This is a genomic window from Streptomyces sp. A18 (genome assembly GCF_059026065.1).
Genome location: NZ_JBWLKL010000004.1, coordinates 153,811 through 169,323, shown reverse-complemented (window position 1 = coordinate 169,323; position 15,513 = coordinate 153,811). Strand labels below are relative to the sequence as shown.

At 68.4% G+C, this 15,513-nt stretch carries 12 protein-coding genes; 7 read left to right on the top strand and 5 right to left on the bottom strand.

Annotated features, from left to right (window positions below):
• Positions 1-64: 64 nt before the first annotated feature.
• The gene (locus AC5P1C_RS08810) at positions 65-2,815 is read right to left on the bottom strand and encodes a penicillin acylase family protein (protein WP_493865123.1); all 2,751 of its coding nucleotides are present in this window, start codon (positions 2,813-2,815) and stop codon (positions 65-67) included.
• 211 nt (positions 2,816-3,026) lie between these two features.
• On the opposite strand from AC5P1C_RS08810, the gene AC5P1C_RS08805 reads away from it, so the two are divergent.
• The 6 genes from AC5P1C_RS08805 (at position 3,027) to mscL (ending at position 8,829) form a co-directional block, all read left to right on the top strand.
• Positions 3,027-4,547, top strand: coding sequence for a potassium/proton antiporter (locus AC5P1C_RS08805; RefSeq protein WP_493865366.1), 1,521 nt, complete (start codon positions 3,027-3,029; stop codon positions 4,545-4,547).
• A 252-nt stretch (positions 4,548-4,799) separates the two neighbouring features.
• On the top strand, positions 4,800-6,065 hold the full coding sequence (locus AC5P1C_RS08800) for an MFS transporter (RefSeq protein ID WP_493865122.1): 1,266 nt from the start codon (positions 4,800-4,802) through the stop codon (positions 6,063-6,065).
• A 67-nt stretch (positions 6,066-6,132) separates the two neighbouring features.
• Complete coding sequence (locus AC5P1C_RS08795) at positions 6,133-6,495, top strand: FmdB family zinc ribbon protein (RefSeq protein WP_493865121.1); 363 nt, start codon at positions 6,133-6,135, stop codon at positions 6,493-6,495.
• Between the two features lie 93 nt (positions 6,496-6,588).
• Positions 6,589-7,449, top strand: coding sequence for an S-methyl-5'-thioadenosine phosphorylase (locus AC5P1C_RS08790; RefSeq protein ID WP_493865120.1), 861 nt, complete (start codon positions 6,589-6,591; stop codon positions 7,447-7,449).
• A gap of 288 nt (positions 7,450-7,737) precedes the next feature.
• Positions 7,738-8,214, top strand: a complete 477-nt coding sequence (locus tag AC5P1C_RS08785; RefSeq protein ID WP_493865119.1) for a hypothetical protein — start codon at positions 7,738-7,740, stop codon at positions 8,212-8,214.
• 135 nt (positions 8,215-8,349) lie between these two features.
• Entirely contained in the window at positions 8,350-8,829 is a 480-nt protein-coding gene (gene mscL, locus AC5P1C_RS08780) for a large conductance mechanosensitive channel protein MscL (RefSeq protein WP_493865118.1), read from the top strand.
• A gap of 7 nt (positions 8,830-8,836) precedes the next feature.
• Here mscL and AC5P1C_RS08775 read toward each other — a convergent pair whose 3' ends face one another.
• The 4 genes from AC5P1C_RS08775 to AC5P1C_RS08760 form a co-directional block, all read right to left on the bottom strand.
• A complete protein-coding gene (locus AC5P1C_RS08775; RefSeq protein WP_160505567.1) occupies positions 8,837-9,064 on the bottom strand; it encodes a hypothetical protein in 228 nt (75 codons plus the stop codon).
• A 37-nt stretch (positions 9,065-9,101) separates the two neighbouring features.
• Positions 9,102-9,896 (bottom strand): pyruvate formate-lyase-activating protein, encoded by a 795-nt coding sequence (pflA, locus tag AC5P1C_RS08770; RefSeq protein ID WP_493865117.1) that lies wholly within the window; start codon positions 9,894-9,896, stop codon positions 9,102-9,104.
• 111 nt (positions 9,897-10,007) lie between these two features.
• Complete coding sequence (pflB, locus tag AC5P1C_RS08765; RefSeq protein WP_493865116.1) at positions 10,008-12,278, bottom strand: formate C-acetyltransferase; 2,271 nt, start codon at positions 12,276-12,278, stop codon at positions 10,008-10,010.
• Between the two features lie 288 nt (positions 12,279-12,566).
• Positions 12,567-14,000 (bottom strand): NarK family nitrate/nitrite MFS transporter, encoded by a 1,434-nt coding sequence (locus tag AC5P1C_RS08760; protein ID WP_493865115.1) that lies wholly within the window; start codon positions 13,998-14,000, stop codon positions 12,567-12,569.
• A 280-nt stretch (positions 14,001-14,280) separates the two neighbouring features.
• Between AC5P1C_RS08760 and AC5P1C_RS08755 the strand changes: the two genes are divergently transcribed.
• On the top strand, positions 14,281-15,504 hold the full coding sequence (locus AC5P1C_RS08755) for a low temperature requirement protein A (RefSeq protein WP_493865114.1): 1,224 nt from the start codon (positions 14,281-14,283) through the stop codon (positions 15,502-15,504).
• Positions 15,505-15,513: the final 9 nt, after the last annotated feature.

Below are 15,513 nucleotides of genomic sequence, written 5' to 3'. Positions count from 1 at the left end.
CGTGAAAGGGCCCTCCACGCGCGCGTGGAGGGCCCTTTCACTGTTCCGTACGGTCAGGCGCTGCTCAGGGGCGCAGCACCAGGGTGTCGTTCGTGCTCTTCTTGACGGCGTTCTCGGAGAAGGACCACGGAAGCAGCTCGCCCTTGACCCACTTGCTGGTCTGGTCGGTGTAGTGCTCGCTGTAGGCGTGGCCCGAAGCGCCGGTCAGGTTGATCCACTTGGACTTGTCGAGGTCGTCGAGGTTCACCACCATGCGCATCGACGGCACCCACTGCACTCCGTAGCCGCCCGCGGCGTTCCAGCCGGTGGCGTTGACCGCCGCCTCTCCGCCGCCCAGCTTGAACGGGCCGCGGTTGAGCATGAACTGGAGCCAGCCGGGGCCTTCGACGCCCAGGGTCTGGTTCTTCAGGGTCAGCCGGTGCAGGCGGCCCCAGCTCCAGGTGTCGACGTCCTTGCCGAGCTTGGCCGTCAGGTCCCAGCGCGCGTCCTCCATGGCCCGGCCGAACAGCTGGTCGCGGGTCTTGGTCTCGGCGTCCGTGCGGGTCCCCGGCGACTTCCACCAGTCGTTGTCCTCGTCGTCGAGGATCGACCGGATCACTTCGTAGTAGCGGTCGCCGCCGTCGGGCTGCGCGGTCTCCGCGTCACGCTGGCCGCACTCGCGCACGGGCTCGGCCTCGTCGGCGGGGCCCGTGTTCCCGGCCGGCTCGACGTTCAGGCACTGGCCCTTGACCCGCAGCTCCTTGGGCAGCTTGTTGCCGATGGAGAGCTTGAGGATGTTGCGCCAGACCGAGTTGAAGTACGCGGCCGCCGCCGAATCCGGGTCCTGGGTGTAGTCCCAGCCCTCAAGGAGCTTCTGCGCCTCACGGACGTAGCTGTCCTTGACGTCGATCTTGAGCAGCTTGGGCACGAGGACCTTGGCGATCTCGCTGCTGTTGTCCATCTGCATCGTGCGCATGTCTTCGGTGGAGACCTTCCCACCGTTCTTGATCTTCGACTGGATGAGGTCGGTGATGCGCTGGCTGCGCGCCCCGTAGCCCCAGTCCGACGTGAGCTTGTACGGGTAGTCCTCGCCGACGACGGCCTGGTTGGCGGTCACGATGTAGCCGCGCTTCGGGTCGTACTCGTAGGGCAGCGCGGACTGCGGGATGTAGCCGGTCCAGCGGTAGTCGGAGTTCCAGCCGGGCGCGGGCAGCGCGCCGTCGCCCTTGCCGCGGACCGGGATCTTGCCCGGCGCCTGGTAGCCGATGTGGCCCTTGGTGTCCGCGTAGATCAGGTTCTGCGAGGGCACTTCAAAGGAAGCGGCCGCCTTGCGGAAGTCCGTGAAGTCCTTCGCCTTGTTGAGCTCGAAGACGGCGTCCATCGACTTGCCGGGCTTGAGCGCGGTCCAGCGCAGCGAGACTCCGTAGCCGTCGCCCCGGTCGGGGGCGGCGCTGTCGACCGTGGCCTTCTTGCCGACCTTCACCAGCTCGTCGTCGCGGTCGGACAGCAGGGGTCCGTTGCCGGTCTCTCTGACGGTGATCTTCTTGGACTTGCCGCCCGCGACCTTGATGGTCTCCACGCGGGACTTGAAGGGCAGCACCTTGTCGTCGTACGAGTAGCCGTCGCCCTCGAACTTCTCGAGGTAGAGGTCGGTGACGTCGGCACCGAGGTTCGTCATGCCCCAGGCGACGTCCTGGTTGTGGCCGATGACCACACCGGGCATCCCGGCGAAGGTGTAGCCGGAGACGTCGTACTGGCAGTCCTTGGAGACCGTCTTGCAGTGCAGGCCCGTCTGGTACCAGACGGACGGCAGCTGCGGTGACAGGTGCGGGTCGTTGGCGAGCAGTGGCTTTCCGGAGATCGTGTGGTCGCCGGAGACCACCCAGGAATTGGAGCCGATGCCGTTGCCGTTCGGGCCGAGGCCCGCGTCCGGGACGCTGTCCAGGATGTCGGAGAGGCCCGACAGCTGGGACTGCAGGCCGCTGGGAGCCTCGGTGTTGCCCGCGAGGCCCGTGCCCGCCGCGCCACCGGTCTGCGACTGGCTGCCCGCGCTGCCCTTGCCCTCGTACTCCTTGGTGGCGCTGTTGTAGGCGCCTTCCTGGACGATCGGCTTGTTCCGGTCGTACGGGTACTTCGGGTACAGGTCCTTGATCTGGGACGGGCCGAGGCGGCTGGTCATCAAGGAGCGGTCGATCTCGTCCTGCATGTTGCCGCGCAGGTCCCAGGCCATGGCCTTGAGCCACGCCACGGAGTCGACGGGGTCCCACTCCTGGGGCGCGTAGTCGTTGGTGAAGCCAAGGGCGGCGTACTCCAGGGAGATGTCCTTGCCGCTCTTGTCCTTCAAGTAGGCATTGACTCCCTTGGTGTATGCCTGGAGGTACTTCTTCGTCGCCGGCGAGAGCTTGGTGTCGTATTCCTTCTGCGCCACACGGTGCCAACCGAGGGTCCGCAGGAACTCATCGGTCTTTACTTGGCCCTTGCCGAACATCTCGGAAAGGCGACCGGAGGTCATATGACGGCGTACGTCCATCTCCCAGAAGCGGTCCTGCGCCTGGACGAAGCCCTGGGCCATGAACAGGTCGGCGTCGGACTCGGCGTAGATCTGCGGGATGCCGTTGCCGTCACGCTTCACGTCGACGGGGCCGGAGAGTCCGTCGAGCTTGATCGTCCCCTTGGTCTGCGGGAAGGAGGCACGCACCGTACTGACGCTCCAGTACGCGCCGTAACCGACGCCCGCCACGATGGCCAGGACCAGGACGATCACGATGAGGCGGGCTCGGCGCCCCTTCTTCTTGCCGGACTTATGACCGGAAGAGGCGGTGGTATTCGAGGGCATCGCTGTCCTTGCTGTCCTTACGCGAGCGGCAGGGCTGGCTGGGCGGTGGTGGGAGCGCTGGAGCAACCATAGGCGCAGGGCACTGCGCCTCCGGACGCGGAGTCAGGAACCTGCATCCCGGCGCATCGTATGGGCGTTCGATGACGTCAAGGAAGCGTTAACAATTAGGTAAGGTAACGAAGTACTTGGCTCGCGCGGGAAGGAACGGCCCCTGACTGTCCACGACCTCAACCAGCTTCTGCTCATCTGCTCGCTCGTCCTGCTCGTCGCGGTAGCGGCGGTTCGCATCTCGTCGCGCAGTGGGCTTCCCAGCCTGCTCCTGTACCTCGGCATCGGCATTGCCATCGGCCAGGACGGCATCGGCAACGTCTCCTTCAACAATGCCGAGTTGACGCAGGTCATCGGCTATGCGGCGCTCGTCGTGATCCTGGCCGAGGGCGGCCTCGGCACGAAGTGGAAAGAGATCAAACCCGCGCTGCCCGCGGCCGCCGCCCTGTCGCTCGTCGGCATCGCGGTGAGCGTCGGCGTGACGGCAGCCGCTGCCCACTACCTGGTCGGCATCGACTGGCGGCAGGCGCTCATCATCGGCGCGGTGGTCTCGTCGACGGACGCGGCGGCGGTCTTCTCCGTGCTGCGGAAGGTGCCGCTGCCCTCACGCGTGGCCGGCATGCTGGAAGCGGAATCCGGGTTCAACGACGCCCCCGTGGTGATCCTTGTCGTGGCCTTCTCCACCGCCGGGCCCGTGGAGCACTGGTACGTCCTCATCGGCGAGATCGCCCTGGAGCTGGCGATCGGAGCCGCGATCGGTATCGCCGTGGGCTGGCTCGGCGCCTACGGCCTGCGGCACGTGGCGCTGCCCGCGTCCGGCCTCTACCCCATCGCCGTCATGGCCATCGCGGTCGCCGCCTACGCGGCCGGAGCCATGGCGCACGGCAGCGGATTCCTATCCGTCTACCTCGCCTCCATGGTCCTGGGCAACGCGAAGCTGCCGCACTGGCCCGCCACCCGAGGCTTCGCCGAAGGGCTCGGCTGGCTCGCACAGATCGGCATGTTCGTGCTGCTCGGCCTCCTGGTCACCCCGCACGACCTGCTCGACGACACCTGGCCCGCGATCATCATCGGCCTGATCCTGACCGTGGTGGCAAGGCCCCTGGGGGTCGTCGTCAGCCTGCTGCCGTTCCGCGTGCCCTGGCAGGAGAAGGCCCTGATGTCCTGGGCAGGGCTGCGCGGAGCCGTGCCCATCATCCTGGCCACGATCCCGATGGTGAACGGGGTGAACGACAGCGAGCGGATCTTCAACATCGTCTTCGTGCTGGTCGTCGTCTACACCCTCATCCAGGGTCCTACGCTGCCGTGGCTGGCCAGGAAGCTGCGCTTGGGCGACTCTTCGGGCGCCGCCGACCTGGGCATCGAATCGGCGCCCCTGGAGCGTCTGCGCGGGCACCTGCTCTCGGTGGCGGTCCCGAAGGGGTCGCGGATGCACGGCGTCGAGGTGGGCGAACTGCGGATGCCCGCGGGGGCGGCGGTCACGCTCATCGTCCGCAACGGCGAGTCGTTCGTGCCGCAGCCCACGACCGTGCTGCAGCGCGGGGACGAGCTCCTGGTGGTCGCGACCGACCCGGTGCGGGACGCGGCGGAGAAGCGGCTGCGCGCGGTCGGACAGGGCGGAAAGCTGGCCGGATGGCTGGGAACCGCTGGTCAGGAGCCGGAAGGGCGGGGCAATCGCAGGTGATGGGCGCCTCATTCTCCGTATTCACAGGTCTACTGACCCCATTCCCTGTACGATGAAGACACACTTCTTCTGTATGAACTGATTTGAACCAACTCTGTCTGAAGCAGAGCTGGCGCCGACCGTATGGCGGCCGCGTGTCCTCGCAGTGGGCAACCGGCATCTACCGCAGTCCCGCGCAAGAGGACAGCTCTCGGTGCCGTCGCCCTGAAAAAAAGGGGGGCCGCGCTACCAGGCGGCAGAAAGGCACGGGCCGTGGCATCCACGGTCACCTCCCGCCCGGGATACGGACAGCTGCTGCGCACCCGCGGCGCCTGGACGTTTCTCCTGCCCGGCTTCGCGGCGCGACAGCCCTTCGCGATGCTGACCATCTCCATCGTCCTGCTGGTGCAGCACACCACCGGCTCGTACGGCGTCGCCGGCGCCGTATCGGCCGTCACCGGCGTCTCCATGGCGGTGTTCGCTCCCTTCGGCGGCAAGCTCGCCGACCGTTTCGGCCAGCGGGCCGTCCTGGTGCCCGGCGTACTCATCCACACGGTGTCGGTGCTCTCCCTGACGGTGCTCGCACTCTCCGACGCCCCCTTGTGGGCTCTCTTCGTGGCCGCGGTGCCCACCGGCGCCTCGCAGCCGCAGATCAGCCCCATGGTGCGGGCCCGCTGGGGAGTCAAGCTCCAGGACTCCCCGCTGGCGGGCACGGCGGCGGCCTTCGAGTCGGTCACGGACGAGCTGACGTTCGTCCTGGGCCCGCTCTTCGCGACCGCCCTGTGCACGACCATCGACCCGGCGGCCGGACTCTTCACGGAGGCCGGACTCACGCTGGTGGGCGGCCTGCTGTTCGCCGCGCAGAAGAGCACCCAGCCCAAGCCCGCGTCCCGCGAGGAGCACGCGCGCGTGGAGCACGTTTCCGCGCTGCGGATCCCCGGTGTGCGGGTGCTGATCGTGACCTTCCTGGGCATCGGCGCCGTCTTCGGCGGCATGCAGGTCTCGCTGGCCGCCTTCACCGAGTCCATCGGCGAACCGGGCCTGAACGGCGTCCTGTACGGCACGTTCGCCGCGGGCAACATGCTCTCCGGCCTCATCTGCGGCGCCATCGCCTGGAAGATCGCCCCGCAGCGGCGGCTTCTCGTCGGGTACGCGGCGCTGACCCTCATGGCTTCCGGCCTCTGGGCCGCGCACTCCGTGGTGCTGCTCGCCGGACTCGGTCTCCTGGTCGGCGTCTGCATCGCGCCCGCGCTGATCACCGGCTACACGCTGGTCGACCGCCTCGTGGACCCGAGCGGCCGGACCGAGGCGTTCACCTGGCTCACCGGCGCCGTCGCGCTCGGCCAGGCGGCCGCCGTCACGGTCGCCGGACAGCTCGAGGACCGCTTCTGGGACGGCGCCGGATTCCTGGTGCCGCTGGGCGGTACGGCGCTGGCCCTCGCGGTGCTCGTGACCCTGCGCTCGCGGCTCGTTCCGCGGTCCGTCGGGCGCACCGTGGCACGTGGCGTCGGTCACCGCGAGCCGGTCACGGTGGACTGATCTCGCGGAATACGTCACTATGGACCGTCGTTAGCACTCATCGAGTGAGAGTGCCAGGAGGAAGCAAGTGCCGACGTACCAGTACCAGTGCACCGAATGCGGCGAGGGCCTCGAGGCGGTGCAGAAGTTCACCGATGACGCCTTGACGGTGTGCCCGAGCTGCGAAGGACGCCTCAAGAAGGTGTTCTCGGCCGTCGGCATCGTCTTCAAGGGCTCCGGCTTCTACCGCAACGACAGCCGCGGCTCGTCGTCGAGCAGCACGCCGTCGACGGCGAACGCTTCGAAGTCCTCGGACTCGAAGTCGGACTCGAAGTCGGATTCCAAGTCCTCCGCGGGCGCTTCGTCGTCCTCCTCGGGCTCGGGCTCAAGCTCGGACTCGAAGTCGTCCAGCTCGTCCTCGAGCTCGTCGTCCAGCTCGTCCGCCGCCTAGGACAGAGCGCCCCGCACGTCTTGCTTCCAGGTCCCCGCTGTCCTCCGACAGCGGGGATCTCGGCGTTCCGACGGCCCGGCTACTGTGCTCGGCATGGTGAACACGGCGAACGCGACCAGCACGGAACGCGCCGAGATCGGTGTCATCGGCGGCTCCGGCCTCTACTCCTTCCTCGACGACGTGACCGAACTCCAGGTCGACACCCCCTACGGAGCGCCCAGCGACTCCCTGTTCCTCGGTGACATCGCCGGACGGCGGGTCGCGTTCCTGCCCCGGCACGGCCGCGGACACCATCTGCCGCCGCATCGCATCAACTACCGCGCCAATCTGTGGGCCCTGCGCTCCGTGGGCGTACGGCAGGTGCTCGGCCCGTGCGCGGTGGGCGGGCTGCGGCCCGAGTTCGGGCCCGGGACGCTGCTGGTGCCCGATCAGCTCGTGGACCGCACGAAGGCGCGGACGCAGACGTACTTCGACGGGGTTCCGCTGCCGGACGGCAGCATTCCGAACGTCGTGCACGTGTCGCTCGCGGACCCCTACTGCCCCGTCGGGCGCGGTGCCGCGCTGAAGGCGGCTCGGGGGCGGGAGTGGGAGCCGGTGGACGGCGGGACGCTCGTGGTGGTCGAAGGGCCGCGGTTCTCGACCCGTGCCGAATCGCTCTGGCATGCGGCGCAGGGCTGGTCGGTGGTCGGCATGACCGGGCACCCCGAGGCCGTGCTCGCCCGTGAACTGGAGCTCTGCTACACGTCGTTGACGCTGGTCACGGACCTGGACGCGGGTGCGGAGAGCGGCGAGGGCGTCTCGCACGAGGAGGTGCTCCAGGTGTTCGCGGCGAATGTGGACCGGCTGCGGACGGTGCTGTTCGACGCGGTGGCGGGGCTGCCGGCGGAGGGTGAGCGGGAGTGTCTGTGTGCGGGGGCGCTGGGCGGGATGGATCCGGGGATTCGGTTGCCGTGAAGTGACCGAAGGGTGGGGGCGGAGGGTGGCGCCCGGGGGTGTTCGGGGATGTTCGGGGGCTTCCGGGGGCTTCCGGGGGTGTTCGGGGGCGGAACTTCCCCTGCGGGTGACGGAGTTGTCCACAACCGGCGAGTAGTCCACGGGGCTCAGCGGGATTCGGCGCGGGCCTGCATCGTGAGAGCGGAAGGCAAGATCCTCAGCTCTCTCGACTCTCCGCAGGCGGTGGCCGTCGTGGCGCACGTTCCCTCAGACATCTCGTCCCCTTCTCCTCCTCCCCCACCCTGTCCGGTGCCGCATTTCGCCCCCGTGCGCGTACGAGGCGGGCGGCACCGGCTGCGAAGGCTGCTGCGGCACAGACGCCGGGCGGTGGCCGCCGGGCTCGCCGTGACCGCGGCGGCGCTCGTGGCGGCGGGGCCGCGGGATGCCGAGCGGGTTCGGCCGCAGGGGCATCCGACGGCCGCCTCTCCCTCGCGGCAGCCGGAGCGGGCCGCTCCTTGGGTGACGGCGCCGGTGCGGATCGCGGACGCGGAGACGGTGCGTCTGCTGCACCGGGGCGATCGGGTCGACGTCATCGGCGCCGACGGCTCCGCGTCACGGGTGGTGGCGGCCGGGGCCAGGGTGACCGAGGTGCCCGAGCCTCAGGAGGGCGCGACCGAAGGTGCGGCCGAGGCAGGGGCGTTGGTCGTGCTCTCGGTGCCGCGGTCGACGGCGGCTCGGCTCGCCGGAGCCGGTGCGAGCATGCGTCTGGCGGTGACGCTGTGCTGATTCACGATGTGTGCGACTGCACTGACTTCCTGTCAAGTCCCTCATTAGAGGTACCCAATTGGACAGTCCTACCAGGCCCTGACGTAGTTTGCGGAGCTGTCTGTTTCACGAACTGCATTTGCAACGAAAGGCCTCGTGGTGAGCGAGAAGAACGAACCGGGTCTCTGGGACGGCTTCAAAGCCTTCCTGATGCGCGGCAATGTCATCGACCTGGCGGTCGCGGTGGTCATCGGAGCCGCGTTCACGAACGTCGTGAACTCCGTGGTGAAGGGTGTCATCAACCCGCTGGTCGGTGCCTTCGGAACGAAGGATCTCGATCGCTACAGCTCGTGCCTCAAGGACCCCTGCAAGATGAACGACGCGGGGGAGGTCGTCACCGGCATCCCGATCATGTGGGGCACGGTCCTCAGCGCGACCCTCAGCTTTGTGATCACCGCGGCCGTCGTCTACTTCCTGATGGTGCTGCCCATGGCCAAGTATCTGGCGAGGCAGGCCGCGCGGAAGGCCGCGAAGGAGGGCACGCAGGAGGTCATCGAGATCTCGGAGCTGGAGGTCCTCAAGGAGATCCGCGACGCCTTGGTGGCGCAGCGCGGCTCGGGGCACGACGAGCGCTAGAGCGGGCTCAGAAGTGGTGGGGCGGCTTCTCGTCGAGGAAGCGCGCAAGGTCGGCGGCGCTGTCGCCGCCGACCGGAGGCCGCTCGCCCCACCCGCGGTCCGTGTCGTCCGAAGACTGCTGCGACAGGGGGTCGTCGAAAACCAGGGCGCTCTTCGGCTTCTTCGGCGCCTCGGAGCCCTTCGGGGTCTCCGATTCCTTCGGATCGCGCGGTTCGGGGGCGGGGGCGGTGCTCATGTATCCAGGGTACGTCCGTGGGGCGCCGCTGCGGGAGTCAGACAGCCGTGAGCCCCTGAGCTGCGAAGATCTCCTTGGCGGCGACCACCTGTCCGGGGGTGGGCGAGGGGGTGCCGCGCAGGGTGAAGTCCTTGCCGAGGGCGTCCCACTTCGCCTCCCCCAGCTTGTGGAAGGGCAGCACGTCGACGCGCGAGACGTTGCCGAGCGAGGCGGCGAAGCGGGCGACGCCCTCGATGTTGTCCGGGTCGTCGGTGAGTCCGGGAACGAGGACGAAACGCACCCAGACGTCCTTGCCGAGGTCGGCGAGCCGGTGGGCGAAGTCGAGGGTGGGCCGCAGCGGGCGCCCGGTGACCTTCTTGTACGTCTCACGGTCCCAGGACTTGATGTCGAGGAGCACGAGGTCGACGTCGCGCAGCAGAGCGTCGGTGGCGCGCACCCCGAGGAAGCCGGAGGTGTCGAGGGCGGTGTGCAGGCCCAGTTCGTGCTTGAGGCGGTGCAGCAGTTCGCCGGTGAAGACGGGCTGGAGGAGGGGTTCGCCACCGCTGACGGTGGCTCCGCCGCCCGCCGCCGAGATGAACTTGGTGTACTTGGCGGCCTCCGCGATGACGTCGTCGGCGGTGGTCCGCTTGCCGTCGCGCATCCGCCAGGTGTCGGGGTTGTGGCAGTACAGACAGGTCAGCGGGCAGCCCGAGAGGAACGTGACGAAGCGGCTGCCGGGGCCGTCGACGCCGGTGGACAGGTCCCAGGAGTGGATGGATCCGGTGACGGGGCGCCGGGTGACCGCGGCCGCCGGGGTCGCGGTGTCGATCGCGGTGTCGAGCAGGACAGCCATGGCAGAACTCCCGGACTACTGGCAGGACGTGGTATTCGCGGTGCCCGGAGCCGGAGTGAGGGTCCGGCTCCGGGGCCGCGGATCAGGGGTGGCTCGCGGAGAGCCGGTGGCTCAGAGGGAGCCGTGGAAGGTGCGGTTGATGACGTCGAGCTGCTGGTCGCGGGTCAGGCGGACGAAGTTCACCGCGTAGCCGGAGACCCGGATGGTCAGCTGCGGGTAGTTCTCCGGGTGCTCCATGGCGTCCTGCAGAGTCGCCTTGTCGAGCACGTTGACGTTCATGTGGAAGCCGTCGCTGGCCATGAAGCCGTCGAGGACTCCGGAGAGGTTCTGGATCCGCTCCTCGGGGGTGCGGCCCAGGGCGTCCGGCGTGATCGTGTTGGTGAGCGAGATGCCGTCCTCGGCGTCGTCGTAGTCGAGCTTGGCGACCGACAGCGCGGAGGCGATGTAGCCGTGCTCGTCCCGGCCGTTCATCGGGTTGGCGCCGGGGGCGAACGGCTCGCCCGCGCGGCGGCCGTCGGGGGTGTTGCCGGTCTTCTTGCCGTAGACGACGTTCGAGGTGATCGTCAGGACGGACTGGGTGTGCACCGCGTTCCGGTAGGTCGGGTGCTGCCGGATCTTGCCCATGAAGTCCGAGACGATGCGCCGGGCGATGTGGTCGGCGCGGTCGTCGTTGTTGCCGTAGGCGGGGTAGTCGCCCTCGATCTCGTAGTCGACGGCGAGGCCCGTCTCGTCACGGATGACCTTGACCTTGGCGTGCTTGATGGCGGAGAGCGAGTCGGCCGCGACCGAGAGGCCCGCGATGCCGCAGGCCATCGTGCGCAGGATCTCCTGGTCGTGCAGGGCCATCTCGACGCGCTCGTAGGCGTACTTGTCGTGCATGTAGTGGATGACGTTCAACGCGTGGACGTACGTCTTGCCGAGCCAGCCGAGCATCGCGTCGTAGCGCTCGACGACGGTGTCGTAGTCCAGGTACTCGCCCTCGATGGGCTCGAAGCCCTCGACGACGCGCTTTCCGGTCTTCTCGTCGCGGCCGCCGTTGATCGCGTAGAGCAGTGCCTTGGCGACGTTGACGCGGGCGCCGAAGAACTGCATCTGCTTGCCGACGGCCATCGCCGACACACAGCAGGCGATCGCGGTGTCGTCGCCGTACTTGGGGCGCATCAGGTCGTCGGACTCGAACTGGATGGCCGAGGTGTCGATGGCGACCTTGGCGGCGAAGTCCTTGAAGCCCGGGGGCAGTTCGCGCGACCAGAAGACGGTGAGGTTCGGCTCTGGGGCCGGGCCCAGGTTGTAGAGGGTCTGCAGGGCACGGAACGTGGTGCGCGAGACGAGCGGGCGGCCGTCCTCGCCCATGCCGGCCATGGACCAGGTGACCCAGGTCGGGTCTCCGGAGAAGCCCTCGTTGTACTCGGGGGTGCGCAGGAAGCGGACGATGCGGAGCTTGATGACGAAGTCGTCGATGAACTCCTGGGCCTCGGCCTCGGTGATGCGGCCGGACTCGATGTCGCGCTGGAGGTAGATGTCGAGGAAGTTGTCGATGCGGCCGATCGACATGGCCGCGCCGTTCTGCTCCTTCACGGCGGCCAGGTAGGCGAAGTACAGCCACTGGACGGCCTCGCGGCCGGTGGTGGCGGGGGCGGAGATGTCGTGGCCGTACGACATCGCCATGGCCTTCAGTTCGCCCAGGGCCTTGATCTGCTCGGAGGTCTCCTCGCGGGCGCGGATGACGTCCTCGGTGGCCCACTCCTCGCCGAGGAGTGCCTTGTCGGCCTCCTTCGCGGCGATGAGGCGGTCGACTCCGTAGAGGGCGACGCGGCGGTAGTCGCCGATGATGCGGCCCCGGCCGTAGGCGTCGGGCAGGCCGGTGATGATGCCGGAGGAGCGGCAGGCGCGGATCTCGGGCGTGTAGGCGTCGAAGACGCCTTCGTTGTGGGTCTTGCGGAGGTGTGTGTAGACCTCCTTGACCTCGGGGTCGGCCTCGTAGCCGTAGGCGTTGAGTGCGCTTTCGACCATCCGCCAGCCGCCGCTCGGCATGATGGCGCGGCGCAGCGGGGCGTCGGTCTGCAGGCCGACGATGAGGTCCGCGTGGTCGGCGGCGCCGCCGTCGATGTAGCCGGGCTTGAAGGCGTCGATGCGCGACGGGGTCTTCACGTCGACGTCGTAGATGCCGCGCTCGTTCTCGGTCGGGAACATCGACAGGAGCTTCTGCCAGACCTGGGTGGTGCGTTCGGTCGCGCCGGCCAGGAAGGAGTCGTCGCCCTCGTACGGGGTGTAGTTCTGCTGCACGAAGTCGCGGACGTCGATGGCGTCCCGCCACAGACCGCCCTTGAAGCCGTCCCATGCCTCGCCGTGCACTGTCGTTTCCGCGGGAGTGGCAGTCATCGCCGGCACCTTCCGAATCGCCTTTTCGCTATGCCTCCATTGCACAGCGGTTCGATCGATCAGCGGCTCCGCAATGGTCCCCACTTCAGGGCCCGAGGTCCCCTCTCGCCGCACCCCGAACCGGACAGATCGCCCCTGACCTGCAACTTTCCTCGGGACTTTGGACCCAAGTTCGCTTGTGAACGCATTCACAAGAATTTCCGGGGCAGCTCGTGGTACGAGGTGAGGACATGCGAACGGGCCGGGTGCTCCCACACCCGGCCCATCCCGCCGACGCCACTCGGGGCGTCAGCTCGGGGACTCCGCGCCCTTGCGGGCGTAGAACCACCAGCAGACCGCGATGCAGCTGACGTAGAAGGCCACGAAGCCCCACATCGCGCTGGTCACCGCGAAGTTGGCGAACATCGCCGGGATGAAGAAGAAGCCGTACGCCGCGATGGCGGACGTGAAGCCGGTGACGGCGCCCGCCTCCATCTCCGACTGCTTCAGCGCCTTCGTGTACTCGGGCGTGCCCTCGGTCAGGCCCTTCAGGTGCTGGCTGCGGAAGATCACCGGGATCTGGCGGAACGTCGAGCCGTTGCCGATGCCCGAGAAGAAGAACGCGGCCAGGAAGCAGGCGAAGAAGCCGTAGAAGTTGCCGTTGTCGCCGCCGGAGGGAAGGAAGTTGATGACGCCGATGATCGAGACCGCCATGCCGACGAACGAGATGATGGTGACCCTCGCCCCGCCGATCTTGTCCGCGATCCAACCGCCGGCCCAGCGGGCGAGCGCGCCCACGGCCGGGCCCATCCAGGCGTAGGTGGCCGCGGAGTAGGCCGCGTCGATCGGCGTGAACGTCGTCTTGATGAGCATCGGCAGAGCCGCAGCGAACCCGATGAAGGAGCCGAACGTGCCGACGTAGAGCCAGGTCATCAGCCAGTTGTGCTTGCGCTTGAAGATGATCTTCTGCTGGCTGAAGGGGGTCGACGCGACCTTCAGGTCGTTCTGGCCGAACCACGCGACAACGGCCAGGATCACCAGGACGGGCACCCACAGGAACGCGGCGTTCTGCAGCCACACGGGCGTGCCGTCGGCCTTGTGCTGGGCCGAGCCGACCGCGAGGACCGAGCTGGTGATGACGATCGGGGTGACCAGCTGGACGACGGAGACGCCGAGGTTGCCGAGACCGCCGTTGATGCCGGTGGCGTTGCCCTTGTCGCGCTTGGGGAAGAAGAAGCCGATGTTGGCGAGGGACGAGGCGAAGTTCGCGCCGCCGACACCGCACAGGGCCGCGATGGCGACCATGACGCCGTACGAGGTGTTCGGGTCCTGGACCGCGATGCCGAGCCAGATCAGCGGGATGACCAGGACGATCGTGGAGAGCGCGGTGAAGCGGCGCTGGCCGATCATCGGGCCGAGGAACGTGTAGAAGACGCGGGCCGTGCCGCCGGTGATGCCGGGGATGGCCGTCAGCCAGAACAGCTGCGAGGTGGAGAAGCCGAAGCCGACGTCCTTGAGGTTGGTCGCCGTGACCGACCACACCTGCCAGACGACGAACGCGACCAGGAGCGCCGGGACGGCGATCCACAGGTTGCGGGAGGCGACCTTCTTGCCGATGGACTTCCAGAAGAGCTCGTTCTCCGGCTCCCAGTCCGTGATGGTCTTGCCGGGTCGGTACTGCGTCGTGTCGTACGTCGCGTCCACTGGTGCGGTCTGCGCTTCTTGGGTGGCAGGCGATCTCATGTTGGTTCCCAGTTCGCTACCGGTCCCGACCTTGCTCCGGGGCCTGACGTTTCCACGGTCGCGTGCGCGGTTCTTCGCGAGCAGAGGCGTAGGACATCGACCGACCGGCCCAAAGGCACCAGAGTCAGGGGGCTTTCGGACCTCTTGGATCCGCTGCCGCATCCGCTGCCATACGGCGCGGGGCCTCTCCGACCCCCTGCCGTACGGCGGCCGGGTGTCACTGCCGACCCGCTGGGCGCCGCAGCCCGGTTCGGCGGGAGCCTTCTGGTGTGCTGGCCGCATGACGTCCACACCGGCCCCAGGCCCGACACCGACCCCGCCTCCCGCACCCGCCTCCATGCGGCCTCTCCTGGCTCGGGGGCGCGAGGAAGCACATCGCGCCGCGACTCCGCTGGAGCTCTTCTTCGACCTCTGCTTCGTCGTGGCGGTCGCGCAGGCCGGGGTCGAGCTCGTGCATGCCGTCGCCGAGGGGCATGCGGGCGAGGGCGTGCTCAACTACGCGATGGTGTTCTTCGCGCTGTTCTGGGCGTGGGTCAACTTCTCGTGGTTCGCGTCGGCGTACGACAACGACGACGTGCTCTACCGCGTGGTCACCCTCGTACAGATCGCCGGTGTGCTCGTGTTCGCCGCAGGGGTGTCCAAGGGGTTCAAGGAGCACGACTTCCTCCTCATCTGGCTCGGCTACCTGATCATGCGGGTCGCGCTCACCACCCAGTGGCTGCGCGTCGCCAGGTCGGCCACCGGCGCGGAGCGCACCACCGCGCTGCGGTACGCGTGCGGTGTGCTGGTCTGTCAGATCGGCTGGTCGGGGCTGCTGTTCCTGCCCGAGGGCGCCCGGCCCTGGCTGTTCCTCGCGATGGCGATCGCCGAGATGTGCGTGCCGGTGTTCGCGGAGCGGGGCTACACCACGGCCTGGCATCCGCACCACATCTCCGAGCGGTACGGCCTGTTCACGATCATCGTGCTCGGCGAGACGATCGCGGCGGCCACCATCGCGGTGAAGTCCGGCATCGAGGACAACGACGCGCTCGGCGAGCTCCTGCCCATCGCCGCAGGCGGCCTCCTGATGGTCTTCGCCGCCTGGTGGATCTACTTCGTCGTGCCCATCCACGGCCGTCTGAGCACCAACCGCCAAGCGTTCCTGTGGGGATACGGGCACTACGTCATCCTCGGCGCGGCCGCCGCGATCGGTGCCGGGCTCGAGGTCGCGGTCGAGGAGGCGGTCGGCAAGGCGCACATCTCGACGCTCGCCGCGTCCGCCGCCGTGACCGTACCGATGGCGCTGTACCTCTTCACCGTCTGGCTGCTGCACTCCCGCTACTACAAGGTGGGGCTGGCCCAGCAACTCGTGCTGCCCGTCAGCGCGCTGGCGACGCTCGCGAGTACGTTCGCCGGCGGCTGGGCCGTCCTGGTCGCGGGGCTCGTGGCGACGGCCACCGTCGCGACCGGCGTGACGCTCACCAACCGCGGGGCTCGGCTGAGGGCGCGCAACTCGCCCTCGTGATACGCAAGT